The sequence below is a fragment of the Halorubellus litoreus genome, assembly GCF_037081675.1.
GTDB classification, from domain to species: domain Archaea; phylum Halobacteriota; class Halobacteria; order Halobacteriales; family Natrialbaceae; genus Halorubellus; species Halorubellus litoreus.
In genome coordinates, this window is the sequence record NZ_JAZAQL010000001.1 from 517805 (window position 1) to 534676 (window position 16872).

Below are 16872 nucleotides of genomic sequence, written 5' to 3' on the forward strand. Positions count from 1 at the left end.
CAAAGAAGCTGCAAGCGGGGTTTGAACGAAGAACAGTCCCGGTTACGAGCACAATAGCCTTTGACAGGTTCCGTGTCCGACCAGTCATGGGTAGCGATAGATCTCCCACAGCGAGTCGAAGAGCCGTACTGCAGGCAAGTGGCGTTCTCGGCCTCGGCGTCTTCGGCGCACAGACCGCGTCGGGCGTCGCGACCGCGGACGGCTCGGACGGTGACGCGACCGACGCCGCGGCGAGCGCGTGGACGCAGTTCGGCCGGGGTCCGTCGAACGCGGGCACGACCGACGTCGACCTGCGGTCCGAGGAACGCCCGTTCCTCCGGCAGCGCTGGTCGCGCACGGAGACCGGCCAGGGCATCCCCGGGCAACCGGTCGTCGCGAACGGGCGAACGTTCACCGTCGGGTGGGGCGGGACCGTTCGCGCGTTCGACGTCACGACGGGCGTGGAACGCTGGTCCGCGGACGCACCGGGACGGTGCGTTGCCGCGCCAGCGGTCGCCAACGGCGTCGTGTACGTCGTGACGACGTCGGTGACGGCGGCGTACGAGATGGGGAACGGGACGGAACTCTGGTCCGTCGACCGCGGCGGGTTCGCCGCACCGACCGTCCACGACGGGACCGTGTACGTCCCCGGCGCGTCGCCGGGAATGGGCGAATACGACGACACGTTCGAACCGACGGCGATCGCGGCGCTTTCGGCGGCCGACGGGAGCGCCGAGTGGACGGCGAACGCGGACGCGCTCCTCGACACGACCCCGGCCGTCGCGGACGGAACGGTCGTCGTCGGGACGGAAGCCGGCGTCTGGGCGCTCGACCCCGAATCCGGCGACACCACGTGGAAGACGACGATTTCGGAGGGTCACTCGTCGACCGTGACGGTCGCGGACGGCGTCGCGTACGGCCAGTCCGACGGGACGATGTACGCCATCGACGTCGCGAGCGGCGACGTGTCCTGGACGCGAGATATCGGGTCGACGCCCGCGCCGCGTGCGGGCTCGGGCATCAATCCGCCTCGTTGGTTCGCGGACGCCGTCTTCTCGGCTGCCGTTCGCGACGGGGTCGTGTACGCCACGATCCACGATCCGACGGACGAGTACGAGGACAACTCCCTGTACGCGTTCGACGCAGCGGACGGGTCGACGCGCTGGACGTCCTCGGGAACGCCCTGGGAGACCGGGGGCGGGCACGTCCTGAACGCGCCGACGCTCGCGAACGACGAGGTGTACGTGCTCTGCCAGACGAGCGTCGACGACGAGAACGACGACCTGTTCAACGCGGCCGACCCGTACGTCCTGCTGTCGCTCGACCCCGACGATGGGACGGTGGCTGGAACGCACGTCTTCCTCGACAACACGGGCGACGCGGGGTCGGCGCTCCAGGCGTTCTCGCCGGTGACGATCGTCGACGACCGGTTGCTGTTCACGACGTTCATCGAGAACGGACTGCCGTCCGCGGGCCTGCAAGCGTACCGGCCCCTCGACGAGATAGACCGGGCGCCACCGAAGGAGGTGACGGTCGAAGCGACCGGCGATCCGACGAAGTGCACGGAGACCACGCTCACCGTGGACTTCCCGGAGAACCTCGATCACTACGACCGCCACACGGTCGTTCGGTGGACCGTCGACGGCGACTATCGCGGGACTGCACGAGGGTTCTATCACGGCACGGAGGCCGCGTTCGACCTCGCGGCTGGCGAGCACACGGCGTCGGTGACCGCGGTCGACCGCTGGGGTCGCTCGGCGAGCGCATCCACGGAGTTCACGGTCGCCGCGGAGTGTGACCCGAAGACCGAGAGCGTCGGCATCGACGTCCAGACCGACGACCCGATGGTCGGCGAACCGGTCGAGTTCCGCGCGGTCGTCGAGGGCGACGACGACCTGACGTACGAGTGGGACGTCGCGTGCGGGTCCGAGATAGACGCAACCGGCCGCGAGGCGTCGTACACGTTCGACGAGGCCGGCGACTGGGGCATCCACCTGCTCGCGACGGACGAGGACGAGGAGAAGACCTTCGAGGCGTACACGACCGTGGTCGTCGACGACGCCGGCTGACGCGACCCGCGACGACGCCGGCTGACGCGGCCCGCGACGACGCCGGCTGACGCGGCCCGCGACGACGCCGGCTGACGCGGCCCGCGACGACGCCGGCTGATGCGGCCCTGGACGACGAGAGCTGACGGTGCAACGACCGGTCGGAACGACAGGACGCCCGGAGCCCTGAAAATCCAAGTCCTTTGGTGACTCTCCCGGTGTTTACGCCCGGGATAGTATCGATTACGAGAAATATAGTATTTCAACCCCAAGACGACGTTCGGCTTGCATGTCCGACGATTCCAGTGACACGACGAGTCGGCGTCGATTCCTGACAGCGACCGCGGCGGTCGGTGGCAGTGCACTCCTCGGCACTCGCTACGCGGGTACGGCCGCTGGCGGAGGCGCTGGGCGGTCCCGTTCGTCGGGCCGTACTGACATCGACGGCGACACCCTGGTGACGGACTGGAAAGCGCCGACACCGAACTACGGCTCGAAGGCGAGCCCGGTCGTCGCCGAGGTCGACACGGACGCGTACACGGGCGGCGTGGTGTACGACGCCCCGGTCGACGTCGGCGTCCGCGCGTACGCACTCGAGGACGGGACGCCGCTCTGGGAGACCGAGCTCGAGGGCCTCGTCGGCGAAGGCCCGACGGTCGAGGACGGCGTCGCGTACGTCGCCACGGACGGCGAGACGTACGCGCTCGACGCCGCGACCGGGAGCGTCCTGTGGTCGTACGAGATGGGCGGCAGCCTCGGGATCGCGGTCGGCGAGGACCACGTGTACGCGCCGACCGGCCGGTCCGCCATGCAAGGCAGCACCGATTACACGCCAGAAGCGGTCGAACGAACGCTGCGCGCGTTCGAGAAGGCCGACGGGACGGTCGCGTGGGAGCGGTCCTTCGGTGGGACCGACACGACCGCGCCGGACGAGTTCAAGACCCAGCCCGTGCTCGTCGACGGCGAACTCGTCGTCGGCGGCGCCATGGGACTGGTCGGCGTCGACCCCGCGTCCGGCGAGACGAACTGGCAGCAGTTCGACTACGTCGACTCGATGACGGTCGCGGACGGCGTCGCGTACTGCGTGACCGGCGACGAGCAGACGCTGACAGCATTCGATCTCGCCTCGAAGGAGCGCCAGTGGACGGCGGACGTGAAAGGCAGCGACCCGCTGTACCACGACGGGGCGGTGTTCGTCGCGCAGCAGGCGTTCGGGACGGCGTTCGATGCGGAACTCCAGGAGGACGGCGTCAGCGCGGTCGACGCCGGGACGGGCGAGGTCCGCTGGCAGCGCAACACGTGGGCGGAGGCGACGGTCCCCGGTGATTTCGCGCTCGTCCCGACGACGCCCCCGACGGTCGCGAACGGGCAGGTCGTCGTCGGCGCCGCGAACACCAGCGGGCCGACCTCCGAGCACGCCGCCATCTTCGGCCTCGACCCAGAGAGTGGGGACGTGGAGACGCACTGGTGGGCGCCGATCTCCGAGGACATGGACGCCGAAGGCGCGTTCCTCTCGCGATGGCTCGGTGGCGCACCGACCGCGGTCGACGGGCACCTGCTCGTCTCCAGCTACGACCCGACCGGGTACGCACCGCGGACGCAAGGCCTGTACGCGCTCGCGTGGAGCGACTCGCCACCGGGCGAGGGCCCCGCGGAACCCAGTCCCGTCCAGACCGGCGGCTGTAGCGTCGAGGACGGGCAGACGTCCGTCGGCGTCCAGCCGTACCCGGACCAGGACGACGGCTACGGGCAGGGGTACGCGTACGTCTGGGACGTCATGGACGACGGCGTGTTCGACGACACCGGTACGCGCGACGGCATGGTCCCGCTCCCGGACGACGCCACGGGGACGGTCACGACGACGGTCACGGTCCGCGACCGCTTCGGTCGGACCGCGACCGGGTCGCTCGACATCACCGTCGAGGCGGCGTGCGCGTCGTTCACGCTGACGGTGAGCCCGAAGACCGCCCTGACGGACGAGGAGTTCACGGGCCAACTCGAGGTCCGGAACGCGGACGCGAGCGAGTTCGACTACCACTGGGCGGTCGCCGACCAGTACGAGCCCGAGGGCGACACGTCGTGGACGACGTCGCTGTCGGCGCCCGGCACGTACACGCTCTCTGTGCGCGTCACGTCCGACGCGGGCTTCGACCAGACGTTCGAGACGGACGTGACGGTCCAGTGCCCGGACGACGCGTGACGACCTGACGTCGCTCGCGCCGCGACGCGCCCGGTTTCGCGAGTACCGCGTCGCCGTCAGGCGTCGTCGGCGGCCTCGAAGATGCGGTCGATGCGCGTCTGCGTGTCGGGGTGCGTGTTCGGGAAGAAGTCGTCGCTGAGGAGGACGACGTCGCTGAACCCGTGGAGGCCGCGACGGAGCGGCATCACGTACAGGGTCTCGACGGCGCCGTCTATCTCGCGGATGTCCCGGAGCGGCGCCTTCTGGAGTTCCTCGTCGAGTTTCGCGAGCGCACTGGCGAGCGCGTCGGGGTCGCCGGTGAGTTCGACCGCGCCGTAGTCCGCAGCGTATTCGCGGGTGCGGGCGAGCAGGAGGAGCGTGAGCGAGGAGAACACCCAGAAGAACGTGGAGATGGCGAGCGTGAGGACGGCGGTGAGTATCATGATGGCGACGAGGACGAGGATGGCGACGATGATGCCGCCGCCCTCGTCGTCGCCGCCGGCGTCACCCCAGGACCCGCCACTAGTGCTCGACCCGCTCGAACTCCCGAAGAAGGGGATGGGGAGCCACGAGTCCGAGCTGTCGTCGTAATACTCGTTCTCGTCCGCCTCGTCGTCGTCGCTCTCGAACGGCGACGTGAGTGCTTTCGCGAACGCGAACGCGACCGCTGGGAGGAGGTACCCGACGGACATGACGGCGCCGTCGCGGTTCGTGACGTGCGCGAGTTCGTGCGCGAGGACGGCGTGCAGTTCGTCCTCGGTGAGCGTGTCGAGGAGGCCGGTGGTGACGACGATGGTGGAGCTACTCGGCGTGAACCCGACGGTGTACGCGTTCGGGACCGAGGAGTCGACGATCTTCAGGTCGGGGGCGGGGACGTCCGCTTGCTGGGCGAGTCGGCGGACGGCCGCGTACAGCTCGGGGTGGTCGGCTTCGGGTGCGTCGACGGCGTTCGTCTCCGAGAGCGGGGACGCGTAGAAGTTCCTGACCGTCCCGATGGCGAGCCAGACGACGACGCCCGCGGGGACGAGGACGGCGACGAGCCCGATCTCGGACGCGAGGTCGAACCGCTGTGCCCACCACCCGACGAGGGCGGGGACGACGTACCCGTAGAGGACGGCGAGCGCGCCGACGAACGAGGCGGCGCAGACGACGAACAGCGCGATGGTCGCGAGCATCCGGCGACGGAGCGACGACTCGATGCGCGAACTCATAAGAACACCAACTGGTCCGCCGTAATTAATCCTGACGGACGCTCCGTCCCTGGTCCGGCTCCAGCCCCAGGAACGTCAGTCGTCGGCGTGTTCGAGCGTGACGCCGCGGGCTTCGTAGTCCTCGAGGAACGCGCCGGGGCCGCCGACGGTGACGCGGTCGCCGTCGACGTCGAGGACGAGCGCGTTCTCGACCGCGAACCGGCTGTTCGGCGGGTTCACGAGGCCCTGGCGGACGTCGACGACGCGACCGGTGAGTTCGCGGTAGCCGTCGTCGTCCTTGACGGGGCGGGCGTCGACGGTCGCGACGATCGGTTCGTCCTGGTTCTGGTATCTGGTGGCGGCGAACACGGCGTGCCGGAAGCTCTGGTAGTCCGTCGGAAGGGGTTCGGGGTCGGCGACGTGGGCTTCCTCCGCGATCGGCCAGTAGTTCCCGAAGAAGCTCCCGGTGAGGATGGGGACGAGTTGCTCTTGGGCGATGGCGACGGCCTGCTGGCCGGCGTTCGAGCGCGCGAGGAGTTCGTACGGCGCGAACAGCCCGAGTTGGGTGTCGACCGAGAAGAGGACGGGTGCGCGTTCGGTCCAGACGCGGACGACGCTCGCGGGCGCGACGTCGCTGGCGACGTCGACGGCGGTGGATTCGTCGCCCGTGAGCAGGAGGAACACGAGGACGTTCCGGTCGACGGTCTCGCGGAGTTCGTCCTCGATCTCGGGGAGGAGTTTCGCGGGCACGGAGAGCGTCACCTCGTCCTCGGCGCTCGCGAGGAACTCGCGGATGCGTTTGACGACCGTGGACTGGGCTTTGATGATCTCGAACTCGCGGCGTTCCTCGGTGACGCGGTTCCAGCGCGCGGCGAGGTCCGGGCCGAGCGAGGAGAGTTCGGCGCTCAGGCGTTCGACGACCTCCTCCGGTGGGTTCGCGCGGATGAGCGTCGGGACGGCGTGGTCGTTGACGTCGACGAACCCGCGGTCCTCGAGTTGCTCGCTGACGCTGTAGACGTAGCGCTTGGAGACGCCGGCGTCGTCGGCGATGGTGCTCGCCTTCGCCTCGCCGTGGTCGAGGATCGAGAGGTAGGTGTCTATCTCCTTCTCGGAGAGGCCGAGGCGTTCGAGTCGGTCCGTGAGTGACGTGTCCTCCATGATACCCCGTGGGTTTCTATCGTCACTCACGGCGACCCGCGCCTTACCGCTTTCGTGACGACCGCTTCCGGCGCGGTCGTCGGTGCTGGCTCGCGGCCGAGGCGTCAGTGCTGGATTGGCGCCGCGGCGTCGGTATCGGCCACCACCCGACACCGAATCTGAATCTATGAACGAATATTACACCAAGTTTTATGATTCGTCGGGCGGACGTTGAGACGATGAACCTGCGAGACTCGCTCCACGACCACGCACGGAACCGCGGCCACCCGACGCGGTTCCCCGGCGAACGCCGGACGACCTCCGGCCTGTTCTCCGGCCTCGACGGCCGCCTCGTGCACGTCGGACGGGACGGCCGCCTCCGGGACTTCTCCGCGCCTCTCCTCGACTGCGCGGGCCTGGCGACCGCGCGCGTCGGCGTCCGCGTCGACGGCGACGTCCGCTGGCTCGACGCGTTCGACGCCCGCACCCAGCGGTACGTCGACGACACCGCACTCGTCGAATCCACGTACGTCGACGGCGACGTCGAGGTCACGCGCCGCGACCTCACGCTCGACGCCACGCACCTCACGCACGTCGACGTCACCGGGTCCGCGGACGCGCTCGTCGTCTACTGCTCGTTCCGTCCGGACGGCCACGAGGCCCGCGTCGGCAAGCTCGTCTACGGCGACCGCGGCGTCGTCGAGACGTATCACCGCCACGAGCACGACTACCTCGCCTCCGCGACCGGGTTCGCGCACCTCGACGGCCGCCGGCCCGCGGACGCCGGGGACGTCCTCGAGCACGGCCCCCGCGAGCGCCCGCGGGACGTCGACCTGGACGCCTACGAGGAGAGTCGACTCGGCGGCGACGTCGTCGCAACCGCTCCGCTCGAGGACGGGACCGCGACCGTCGCGACCGCGCTCGAACGGGACGTCGACGACCGCGACGCCGCAGTCGACCGTGTCCGGGAGCGCGTCAGCGGCGTGGACGCCGCCTCGCTCGTCGAAACCGCACGCGAGCAGGCGGCCACCCTCGGCGACGGGGACGCGAGCGACACCGCGGACGCGAACGCCGCCGCGGACCTCCGCGCGCTCGCCCTGCTCTCGGGGCCGACCGGTGCCCGCGTCGCCGGCCCGGACTTCGACCCGCTGTACGCGAACTCCGGCGGCTACGGCTACACGTGGTTCCGGGACGACGCGGAGATAACGCGGTACCTGCTCGCGGTCGACCGCGAGCGCGAGCTCGGGCTCGACGACTGGCATCACCGCAGCGCCGCGCTGTACGTCGACACCCAGCTCGCGGACGGCTCGTGGCCGCATCGCGTCTGGCCGAGCGACGGCTCGCTCGCACCCGGCTGGGCGAACAGTCGCGTCGAGGGCGACGGCGACGACTACCAGGCCGACCAGACCGCGAGCGTCGTCTCCGCGCTCGCGGACTACCACCGGTACCGGCAGGCGACCGACGCCGACGCCGCGAGCGAGCGCGCCGACGCACCCGCACTGGACGCGGTCGTGGACGCCATCGCCGCGGGCGTGGACGTGCTCGACGACACCCTCGAAGCCGATGGGCTCCCGGGCGCGTGCCAGAACGCGTGGGAGGACATGACCGGGCGGTTCGCGCACACCGCGGCGACGTACCTCGCGGCGTACGCGAGCGTCGCTCGCGTCGACGCACCAGACGACTCGCCGGTGGACGCGGCGCACGCCGCCGCGCAGGCCGAGGTCGTCCTCGACGGCCTCGACGCGCTCTGGGTCGCCGACCGCGGCGCGTACGCGCTCCGGCTCGCCGACGGCACCGTCGACGACCGCCTGGACGCGAGCACGTTCGCGCTCGTCGACGCCGTCAGCACCGCCCACGAAGCAGGTATCGACGTCACGGCGCACCTGTCGCGGCTCGTCTCGCACACCGCGACGACGCTCGACGGCCTCGAACGCGAGACCGACGCAGTACGGGGCCTCGTCCGCTACGAGGGCGACGACTGGCGCCAGCGCGAACAGGACGCCCCGAAGGTCTGGACGGTGTCGACCGCGTGGGGCGCGGTCGCCGCCGCCGAACTCGCCGCGCTCCTCGAACGCGTCGACGGCCACGACGTCGCGGGGGCGGACAGGAGCGACTGGAACGCCGAGGACTTCGCCGAGAGCGCGGACGCGCTGCTCGCCGAACTCGACCCGGACGGGACGCTCTCGCGGAACGGCGACTACCTCCCCGAACAGGTGTTCGACGACGGCACCGCCGACAGCGCCACCCCGCTCGGGTGGCCCCACGCCATCCGGCTCGCGACCGCGACGAAGCGCCGCGAGACCGAGGCCGCGGTCGCCGTCGCCGAGGACGACTGACGCGCTCGCCGCTATCGAGCGCTGTTCGAGGACTGTTCGAGCGCTGTTCGAGGACTGTTCGAGCGCTGTTCGAGGACCGTTCGAGGACTGTTCGAGGACTGTTCGAGCGCTGTTCGAGGACCGTTCGAGGACTGTTCGAGGACTGTTCGCGGGCTGCTTCTGGAGAACGGAACCGATGGGCTCGCTTCGCGAGCGCCGCGTCGACCCTACTGGGCGGCGTGGGTCTGCTTCCGGCGTTCCTCGCGCGAGTGCGTCTCGCCGCTGTCGACGTCGAACAGCTGGACGCTGTCCTCGTCGAAGCGCACGGTCACCTCGTCGCCGGGTGCGGGTTCGATGCTGGAGTCGACGCGCGCGACGAAGTGCTCGGCGACGTCGAGCGTGAGGTAGTTGTCCGCGCCGACGGGTTCGACGACCTCGACGGTCGCGGTGATGCCGCCCCCGTCGTCGCCCGCGGCGTCGACCGCGACGTTTTCCGGGCGGATACCGAGCTCGAACCGGTCGTCGTCGGGCATCGCGCTCGCGAACGCGTCGCTGACGGGGTACTCGAAGCCGTCGCCGACGAGCGTCGTCCGGCCGCCGTCGCGGTCGACGGCGACCTCCGCGAAGTTCATGCTCGGACTGCCGACGAACCCGCCGACGAACGCGTTCGCGGGGCTCTCGTAGACGTCCGTGGGCGCGCCGACCTGCTGGAGTTCGCCCTCGTCGAGGATGACCATGCGGTCACCCATCGTCATCGCCTCCTCCTGGTCGTGCGTGACGTAGACCGCGGTGATGTCGAGTTCGTTCTGGAGGCGCTGAATCTCCGTGCGCATCGTCGTCCGGAGCTTCGCGTCGAGGTTACTGAGGGGTTCGTCGAACAGGAAGACGGCGGGTTCGCGGACGATGGCGCGCCCGAGCGCGACGCGCTGCTTCTGTCCACCCGACAACTCGTCGGGCGTCTTCTCGAGGAGGTCGGTGATGTCCATCATGTCCGCGGCCCACTCGACCTTCTCGCGGCGTTCGTCGGCGTCGAGGTCGGTGCTCATCCGGAGGCCGAACCCCATGTTCTGGGCGACGGTCTTGTGCGGGTAGAGCGCGTAGTTCTGGAACACCATCGCGACGTCGCGGTGGCGCGCGGTCTGTGCGGTGACGTCCTCGTCCCCGATGGAGATGGTCCCGGAGGTCGGTTTCTCGAGGCCGGCGATCATGCGGAGCGTGGTGGTCTTTCCGCACCCCGACGGGCCGACGACGGTGACGAACTCGCCGTCGTCGATGGAAAGCGTGAGGTCGTCGACGGCGACGATGGAGCCGGTGTCGTACTCCTTTCGGAGGTTCTCGATGCGAAGGCGAGCCATTACACTGTGTGGGTGCGTCACAATACAAAAGACTTGTGCAACTTCGTGAATTTGTGATTGATTATTTCGTAGTCTTTTTAGAGCGTGCGGTTCTTTCCCATGCCATGACTCGACCGCCACGCCCAGGGGCGCGCCGACGCACCGTCCTCTCGGCGCTCTCCACCGGCGCACTCGCCGGGCTCGCCGGCTGCGCCGGCACGGACGACGGCGAGGCTACCACGGACCCATCCACCATGCCAGACACAGCCACCACCGACACCGACGCGACCGAAACCCAGAGCGACGACGGCGACGACCAGCCGAACCGCGAACCGGCGACGCCGACGTGGACGACCGGCACGAAGTACGGCGTCGGCACCGTCGCCGACCACCACGCCGACGCACCGTCGAAGACGTGGTTCACGCTCACCGACGGCGCGCTCACCGAACCGCGCTTCCCGCGCGTCGACTGCCTGAACGCCCGCCACGTCTCCTTCGTCGTCACCGACGGCGACGGCTACGTCGCCCACACGCACGTCCCACCCGAGACCGATGATTCCGTCGAGCGCACGGTCGAGCCGACCGCGTCCGAAGCGCTCGCGTGGCGCCAGACCGCCACCGAGACCGGCGACGCGTACGACTGGACGCTCGCCGTCGAGCACGTCGCCGACCCCGACCGCGACGCCGTCGTCCTCGACGTCGCGTTCGAAGCGAGCGACGCGCTCACGCTGTACGTCCTCGCGGCGCCGACGCCCTCTGGACGCGCCGCCCACACCGCGGGCGAGCGCCGAGCAGTCCCGGACGGCAGCGGCCACGTCCTCACCGCGACCGAGACGGACCCGGACGGCGTCGCGGTCCGCGATAGCGACGACGAACCCGTGGTCGTCTCGCTCGCGCTCGCCGCCGACGACGGCGGGTTCGCCGACGCCGCCGTGCTCGAGGAGGCGAGCGCGGTCGCCGACGCGTTCGCCGACGACGGCGTTCTCCCCGACGCAGGCGCTGAAGATGAAGACGAAGGGATCGGAGCGGCCGAGGGCGTGCTCGAACTCGTCGGCGCGCTCGCGACCGATGCGACCGCGGCGAAGCGTACCGTCGCGCTCGGGTTCGCCGAGGACGGCGACGCCGACGCCGCGAGCGAGGTTGCCGCGACCGCCGCGAGAGACGGGTTCGAGCGCGCTCGCGAGGGGTACGTCGCGTCCTGGCGCGAGTACATCGCGGACGTCGTCGTCCCCGAGTCCGTCGCCAGCGACGAGGAACTCGCCGCACAGTACAACGCGGCGGCGATGGTCCTGAAGGCCGTCGAGGACAAAACCTATCGCGGGGCGAGCATCGCCAGCCCCTCCGTGCCGTGGGGCTCGGAGGTCAGCGCTCGCGACGCTGGCGACCACGGCTACAACTTCGTGTGGGCGCGAGACCTCTACCAGGTGTTCACGGCGTTCGACGCGCTCGGCGACCCCGAGAGCGCCGCCGAGCACCTCGAGTACGTCTTCGCCTTCCAGCACGACGGCGACGGGTTCCTCCCGCAGAACACGTGGGTAGACGGCCGGACCAGGTGGGGTGGCGAGCAGCTCGACGAGATCGCGTTCCCGCTCGTCATGGTCGACCAGCTCCGGCGCCGCCACGACTACGGGTTCGCCGACGCGGACTACGACTACGGCGCGTCGCGCGCGATGGCGGAGTACCTCGTGCACGGCGGCCCGCGCACCGAGCAGGAGCGCTGGGAGGAGGAGGACGGGTTCTCGCCGAGCACCATCGCCGCGACCGTCGCGGGCCTGGCGGCCGCGGCACGGCTCGCGGCGAGCGAGGGTCGCACCGAGGACGCGCTCGTCTATCGCGCGGTCGCCGACCACTGGCAGCGATCCGTCGTCGACTGGACCGCGACGACGACCGGTATCGACCCCGACGGCGACCTCGCGGCGGCGGACCGCGAGCACGGCGGGTCGGGGCGCGCGCCGTCGCCGGACGCGGAGACGCCGTACTTCCTCCGGGTTACGGACGACAGCGACCCTGACGACGGCGCGGGGCGGTCGCTCGCGAACGGCGGGCCGACGCTCGACGAGCGCGGTATCGTCGACGCCGGGTTCCTCGAACTCGTCCGCCTCGGCGTCCTCCCGCACGACCACCCCGTCGTCGAGCACTCGCTGGCGGTCGTCGACGACACCATCCGCGTCGAGACGCCGAACGGCCCGGCGTGGTACCGGTACAACGGCGACGGCTACGGCGAGGTCGGGACCGGCGGTCCCGACGAGGACCCCGCCGTCGACCCCGGGACGCCGTGGTCGGTGACCCACGCCGGCCGCGGGCGCCTCTGGCCGATACTCACCGGCGAGCGCGCGGAGTACGAGCTGCTCGCCGGCACCGAGTCCGGGGACCTCGCGCCCGAGCGCCTGCTGCGGGCGATGCAGGGGTTCGCGAACGACGGCCGGATGATACCCGAGCAGGTCTGGGACCGCGAGGAGTCGACCGCGTACGGCTGGGAGTTCGGGGAAGGCACGGCGAGTGCGACGCCGCTCGCGTGGAGCATGGCCGGGTTCGTGCGTCTCGCCCGGTCGCTCGACGCCGGGACGCCCGTGGAGCGACCGCGGGCGACGGCGAGTCGGTACGTCGAGGACGATGGTGCGCCCGAACCGCCGGCGCTCTCGGTCGACTGGCCCGACAGCGTCGTCGACACCGCTGAGGTCGAGCTCTCGGGTGAGACCGAAGCCGTGACGCTCTTGGTCCGGACTCCCCAGGAGACGGTACGTGTCGACCCGAGCGACGGTTCGTTCGCGGCGACGATTCCGCTGGAGAGCGGTCGCAACCCCATCACGGTCGTCGCCGCGGACGAGGGCGCGCGCGGCGACCGCGGCCTGGCGGCCGCCCAGCGGACGATATCCTACGTCGAGTAACCGGACTCGGCCGGTCGCGAGTTCGTCGACCGCACAGCATTCCCCTTCGAGTCCAACAGGGTCGCAGCCGTCTCGTTCGTCCCCCTCAGCGTCGCAGCCGTCTCGTTCCTGGCCGTCGGCGTCGCGGGTTCGATGCGCGCGCGAGGGCGCGCCGTGTGGCCGCGGCCGACGTGAACGCCATCGAACCCCCAGTATCGGGGGTCGAACCGCCCGATTGCTAGCGCGGGTGACAGCAGCTAGCAGGGGACCGGCGGGTTGTGAGACGTTCGCACCCAAAGGACTAAATACGCGAACACATATTTCATCATAGATTCAGGCATGAGTGACCAGAGACGGGAGTTCCTGAAGAAGACGGCAGCACTGACCGCGCTCACCGGCGTTGCGGGCTGCGTGGGCGTCTCCGAAACGACCGAGACCAGCGCACCCACCGAGGGCGACGGCGGCGACGGCAACTCCGGCGACGGCGGCTCCGGCGACGAGTCCACCACGACCACCGAGGAAGAGGGACTCAGCGTCGTCGAACCCGAGAACTCCGGCGGCACCGCCGAACTCTGGCACGCACGCCGCGAAGCCGAGAAACGCAGCCTCGAAGCCCAGATCGAGACGTTCAACGGCGAGTACGACCAGCAGGTCAAACCCAGCGAGATCGCGGAACTCGGCACGAAGACCGAGACCGCCATCCCCGCCGGCAAAGGCCCGCACTCGTTCGACCACGCCCACGACTGGGCGGGCAAGTACTACCAGAACGGGTGGGTCGTCGACGCCAGCGACGACCTCCGCGTCGACCCCGACGAGTACTTCACGTCGACCGGCGCGGACGCGACGCAGTTCGACGGCGCGACCGTCGGCCTCCCCTACGCCGCCGAGACCGTCGGCCTCGTCTACAACACCGACATCGTCGACGAACCGCCGGAGACCTTCGAGGAGATGAAGAGCATCATGGACGACTACCACGCACCGAGCGACGGGAAGTACGGCCTCAGCTACCCCGTGAACTCGTACTTCCAGAGCGCGTGGATGCACGCCTTCGGCGGGTTCTACTACGACGACGCCAACGACGAACTCGGCCTCACGAACCAGGAGACGGTCGACGGCCTCGAGTTCATCGTGAACCAGCTCGCGCCGTACATGCCGGACTCGCCTGACTACGGCGCACAGGCGGAGGCGTTCAAACAGGGTCGCGCACCGTTCGCGATCAACGGCCCGTGGTTCCTCGGCGGCGCGCGCGACGCCGGCGTCAGCCTCGACGTCACGTCGTTCCCGACCGTCGACGGCAACGAACCGTCGCCGTACACGGGCGTCAAGCTCCTGTTCTTCTCCAAGCAGATGGGCGAAGGGAAGGACGCGAACGCGACCGCGAGCCGCGAGTTCATCGAGTGGTACACCACGAACCCCGACGTCCTCAAGGGCCTCGCCGACGAGCACGCGTACATCCCCGTCCACAAGGAGCTCGCGGAGAGCGACGACCTCTCCCCGACCGTGAGCGGGTACGCGAGCGCCGTCTCGCAGGGCATCCCGATGCCGACGAACCCGAAGATGCAGGGCGTCTGGGGGCCGACCGACGGCGCACTCAAGCGCGCGTTCAACGGCCAGCAGACCCCGAAGAAAGCGCTCGAGCAGGCCGAGACGGAAGTGCGCGAGAACTGGAACAGCTAGAGGGATGGAGAACGCCAACCGCACCGACTACCGAGAACGCACCAGCAGCGTCCAGCGCTGGGTGCGCGAGAACGCCGGCCTGTTCCTGGTCCTCCCGGGCCTGTTCCTGTTCTCGGCGTTCATGTTCTACCCGATCCTGTACCTGCTGTACCTCTCGTTCATGCGGGCGACGAACGCCCCGCCGACGAGCATCCACGCGGGCAACGAGCAGTTCATCGGGCTCGAGAACTACGTCACCATCCTCGCGGACCCGAGCTTCTGGAACAGCATGGGCGTCACGTGGCTGTTCGTCGCGACGAGCGTCGCACTCAAGCTCGCGTTCGGTATCGCGGTGGCGCTCGTCCTCACGAGCGACCGCGCTCGCGGGAAGCGCTTCATGCGGTCGCTCGTCATCCTCCCGATGGGACTCCCCGCGGTCTTCTCGATCACGGTCTGGTCGAAGATCTTCGACAACGCCCGGTACAGTCTCGCGAACAAGGTCCTCCTGAACCTCGGGTTCGAGAAGGTGAGCTGGATGACCGAACGCTGGCTCGCGTTCCTCACGTACAACGTCACGGAGGTCTGGCTCGCGTATCCCTTCATCGTCATCATCACGGTGAGCGCGCTCCAGGACGTCCCGGACGCGCTCCACGACGCGGCGAAGGTCGACGGCGCCGGCTATCTCGCGCGATTCCGGCACGTCACCCTGCCCGCCATCAAGCGCCCCGTGATGTTCGGCGGGATACTCACGGCCGCGGCGTCGTTCCAGCAGTTCCTCATCCCGTTCATCTTCAACGACGGCGGCCCGGGCGAGGCGAACTCGCTGCTCATCCACTACGGGTACACGGAGGCGTTCGGGAACACGTCGCCCGCGTACGGGAAGGCGGCGTCGATCATGATGCTGACGCTCCTGTTCATCGGCGCGTTCATGTGGTTGAACGTGAAGAAGGGGAAGCTCGCCGACGGGGTGGGTGACCGATGAGTCTCCTCGGGCGCGTCGCACGGTCGGTCGCGAGCGACGCGAAGACGGTCGCGTACTCGCCGATAGCCGCGTACGAGCACACGCGGTACACCGTCACCGGGATGCGGACCGGTGACGTCGACCCGGCGGACGTCGCGATGTCCGTGGTGTCGACGGTCACCGCGCTCGTCGTCGTCTCGCTCCTCCTGTTCCCGATCTACTGGGTGCTGAAGCTCGCGCTGAGCGGCGGGAGCGCGTCGCTGTTCGCGACGAACATCAACCTGCTCCCGACGGACCCGAGCCTCCAGACGTTCGTCTGGGTGCTCGGCGACCTCATCCTCCCCGGGTACAAGGTCTCCGTCACGATTCCGGGCCTCGGGTACGACGTCTTCGTCAGGACGCCGGAGCTCGTGTTCTTGGACGCGAGCGCGCACGGCGTCGAGTACCCGAGCGAGTTCAAGCGCTACCTCTGGAACTCGATGACGGTCGCCGTCCCGACGGTGTTGCTCGCGATGAGCCTCATCGTCCCGGGCGCGTACGCCCTCTCGCGCCGGCAGTTCATCGGTCGCGGGAAGCTCCTCTACGGCTACGTGCTGTTCACGCAGGTCGGCGGCGGCATCGGTATCGCGAGCCTCATCGCGCTGTACGCGCTGTTCGTGCAGGTCGGCCTGGACGCGAACAAGCTCGCGCTCTCGGTGTACTACGCCGCGACCGCGGTGCCGTTCAACACGTGGCTCCTGAAGACGTACATGGACGGCATCCCGAAGTCCTACGAGGAGGCGGCGTACGTCGACGGCGCAAGCCCGCTCCGGGTCGTCTGGGAGGTCGTGCTCCCGCTGTCGAAGGCGGGGCTGGCGACGGTCTTCATCTTCACGTTCCTCGCGGGCTGGACGGAGTTCATCGTCGCCCAGACCATCCTGGCGACCGACCAGTACACGCTCCCCGTCGGACTCTTCCTGCTGGTGAGCGAGTACTCGACGCCGTGGCCGAAGTTCTCGGCGTTCGCGTTGACGTTCGCGCTCCCGATCATGCTCGTCTACCTCGGCGCGCAGCGGTACATCGAGGACGGACTGAGCTTCGGCGGCGTCGAAGGCTGAGGCCTTCGACCGCCACCGAATCGCGGAGATCGACGGCCGCGCCGCACGCGACCGAAACGAAACCGCGTCGCACGCGGCCGAAATCGCATCGCACGCGGCCCACACCCGA

10 protein-coding genes are annotated in these 16872 nt (G+C 69.6%); 7 read left to right on the forward strand and 3 right to left on the reverse strand.

The annotated features are described in order from the left end of the window. Positions 1 to 86: 86 nt before the first annotated feature. Positions 87 to 2048: an outer membrane protein assembly factor BamB family protein gene (locus VYJ16_RS02655; RefSeq protein ID WP_336348769.1), complete on the forward strand. Its 1962-nt coding sequence runs from the start codon at positions 87 to 89 to the stop codon at positions 2046 to 2048. A 268-nt stretch (positions 2049 to 2316) separates the two neighbouring features. Beyond that, a complete protein-coding gene (locus tag VYJ16_RS02660) occupies positions 2317 to 4227 on the forward strand; it encodes a PQQ-binding-like beta-propeller repeat protein (RefSeq protein WP_336348770.1) in 1911 nt (636 codons plus the stop codon). A 56-nt stretch (positions 4228 to 4283) separates the two neighbouring features. On the opposite strand, the gene VYJ16_RS02665 is transcribed toward VYJ16_RS02660, so the two are convergent. Beyond that, the gene (locus VYJ16_RS02665; RefSeq protein ID WP_336348771.1) at positions 4284 to 5417 is read right to left on the reverse strand and encodes a M48 family metalloprotease; all 1134 of its coding nucleotides are present in this window, start codon (positions 5415 to 5417) and stop codon (positions 4284 to 4286) included. 75 nt (positions 5418 to 5492) lie between these two features. Next, positions 5493 to 6554: a TrmB family transcriptional regulator gene (locus tag VYJ16_RS02670; protein ID WP_336348772.1), complete on the reverse strand. Its 1062-nt coding sequence runs from the start codon at positions 6552 to 6554 to the stop codon at positions 5493 to 5495. A gap of 218 nt (positions 6555 to 6772) precedes the next feature. Here VYJ16_RS02670 and VYJ16_RS02675 point away from each other — a divergent pair, with 218 nt between their 5' ends. Further along, positions 6773 to 8869, forward strand: coding sequence for a DUF7997 domain-containing protein (locus VYJ16_RS02675; RefSeq protein ID WP_336348773.1), 2097 nt, complete (start codon positions 6773 to 6775; stop codon positions 8867 to 8869). A 206-nt stretch (positions 8870 to 9075) separates the two neighbouring features. Here the strand turns inward: VYJ16_RS02675 and VYJ16_RS02680 are convergent, their stop codons facing one another. Continuing rightward, positions 9076 to 10203, reverse strand: coding sequence for an ABC transporter ATP-binding protein (locus VYJ16_RS02680; protein ID WP_336348774.1), 1128 nt, complete (start codon positions 10201 to 10203; stop codon positions 9076 to 9078). Positions 10204 to 10307: 104 nt separating this feature from the next. Between VYJ16_RS02680 and VYJ16_RS02685 the strand changes: the two genes are divergently transcribed. The 4 genes from VYJ16_RS02685 to VYJ16_RS02700 all read left to right on the forward strand — a co-directional run bounded on the left by VYJ16_RS02685 (position 10308) and on the right by VYJ16_RS02700 (position 16763). Further along, on the forward strand, positions 10308 to 13070 hold the full coding sequence (locus tag VYJ16_RS02685; RefSeq protein WP_336348775.1) for a glycoside hydrolase family 15 protein: 2763 nt from the start codon (positions 10308 to 10310) through the stop codon (positions 13068 to 13070). A gap of 318 nt (positions 13071 to 13388) precedes the next feature. Next, positions 13389 to 14726, forward strand: a complete 1338-nt coding sequence (locus VYJ16_RS02690) for a substrate-binding domain-containing protein (RefSeq protein ID WP_336348776.1) — start codon at positions 13389 to 13391, stop codon at positions 14724 to 14726. Between the two features lie 4 nt (positions 14727 to 14730). Continuing rightward, positions 14731 to 15687, forward strand: a complete 957-nt coding sequence (locus VYJ16_RS02695) for a carbohydrate ABC transporter permease (RefSeq protein WP_336348777.1) — start codon at positions 14731 to 14733, stop codon at positions 15685 to 15687. Beyond that, complete coding sequence (locus VYJ16_RS02700) at positions 15684 to 16763, forward strand: sugar ABC transporter permease (protein ID WP_336348778.1); 1080 nt, start codon at positions 15684 to 15686, stop codon at positions 16761 to 16763. Before VYJ16_RS02695 ends, VYJ16_RS02700 begins: the two co-directional genes overlap by 4 nt. Positions 16764 to 16872: the final 109 nt, after the last annotated feature.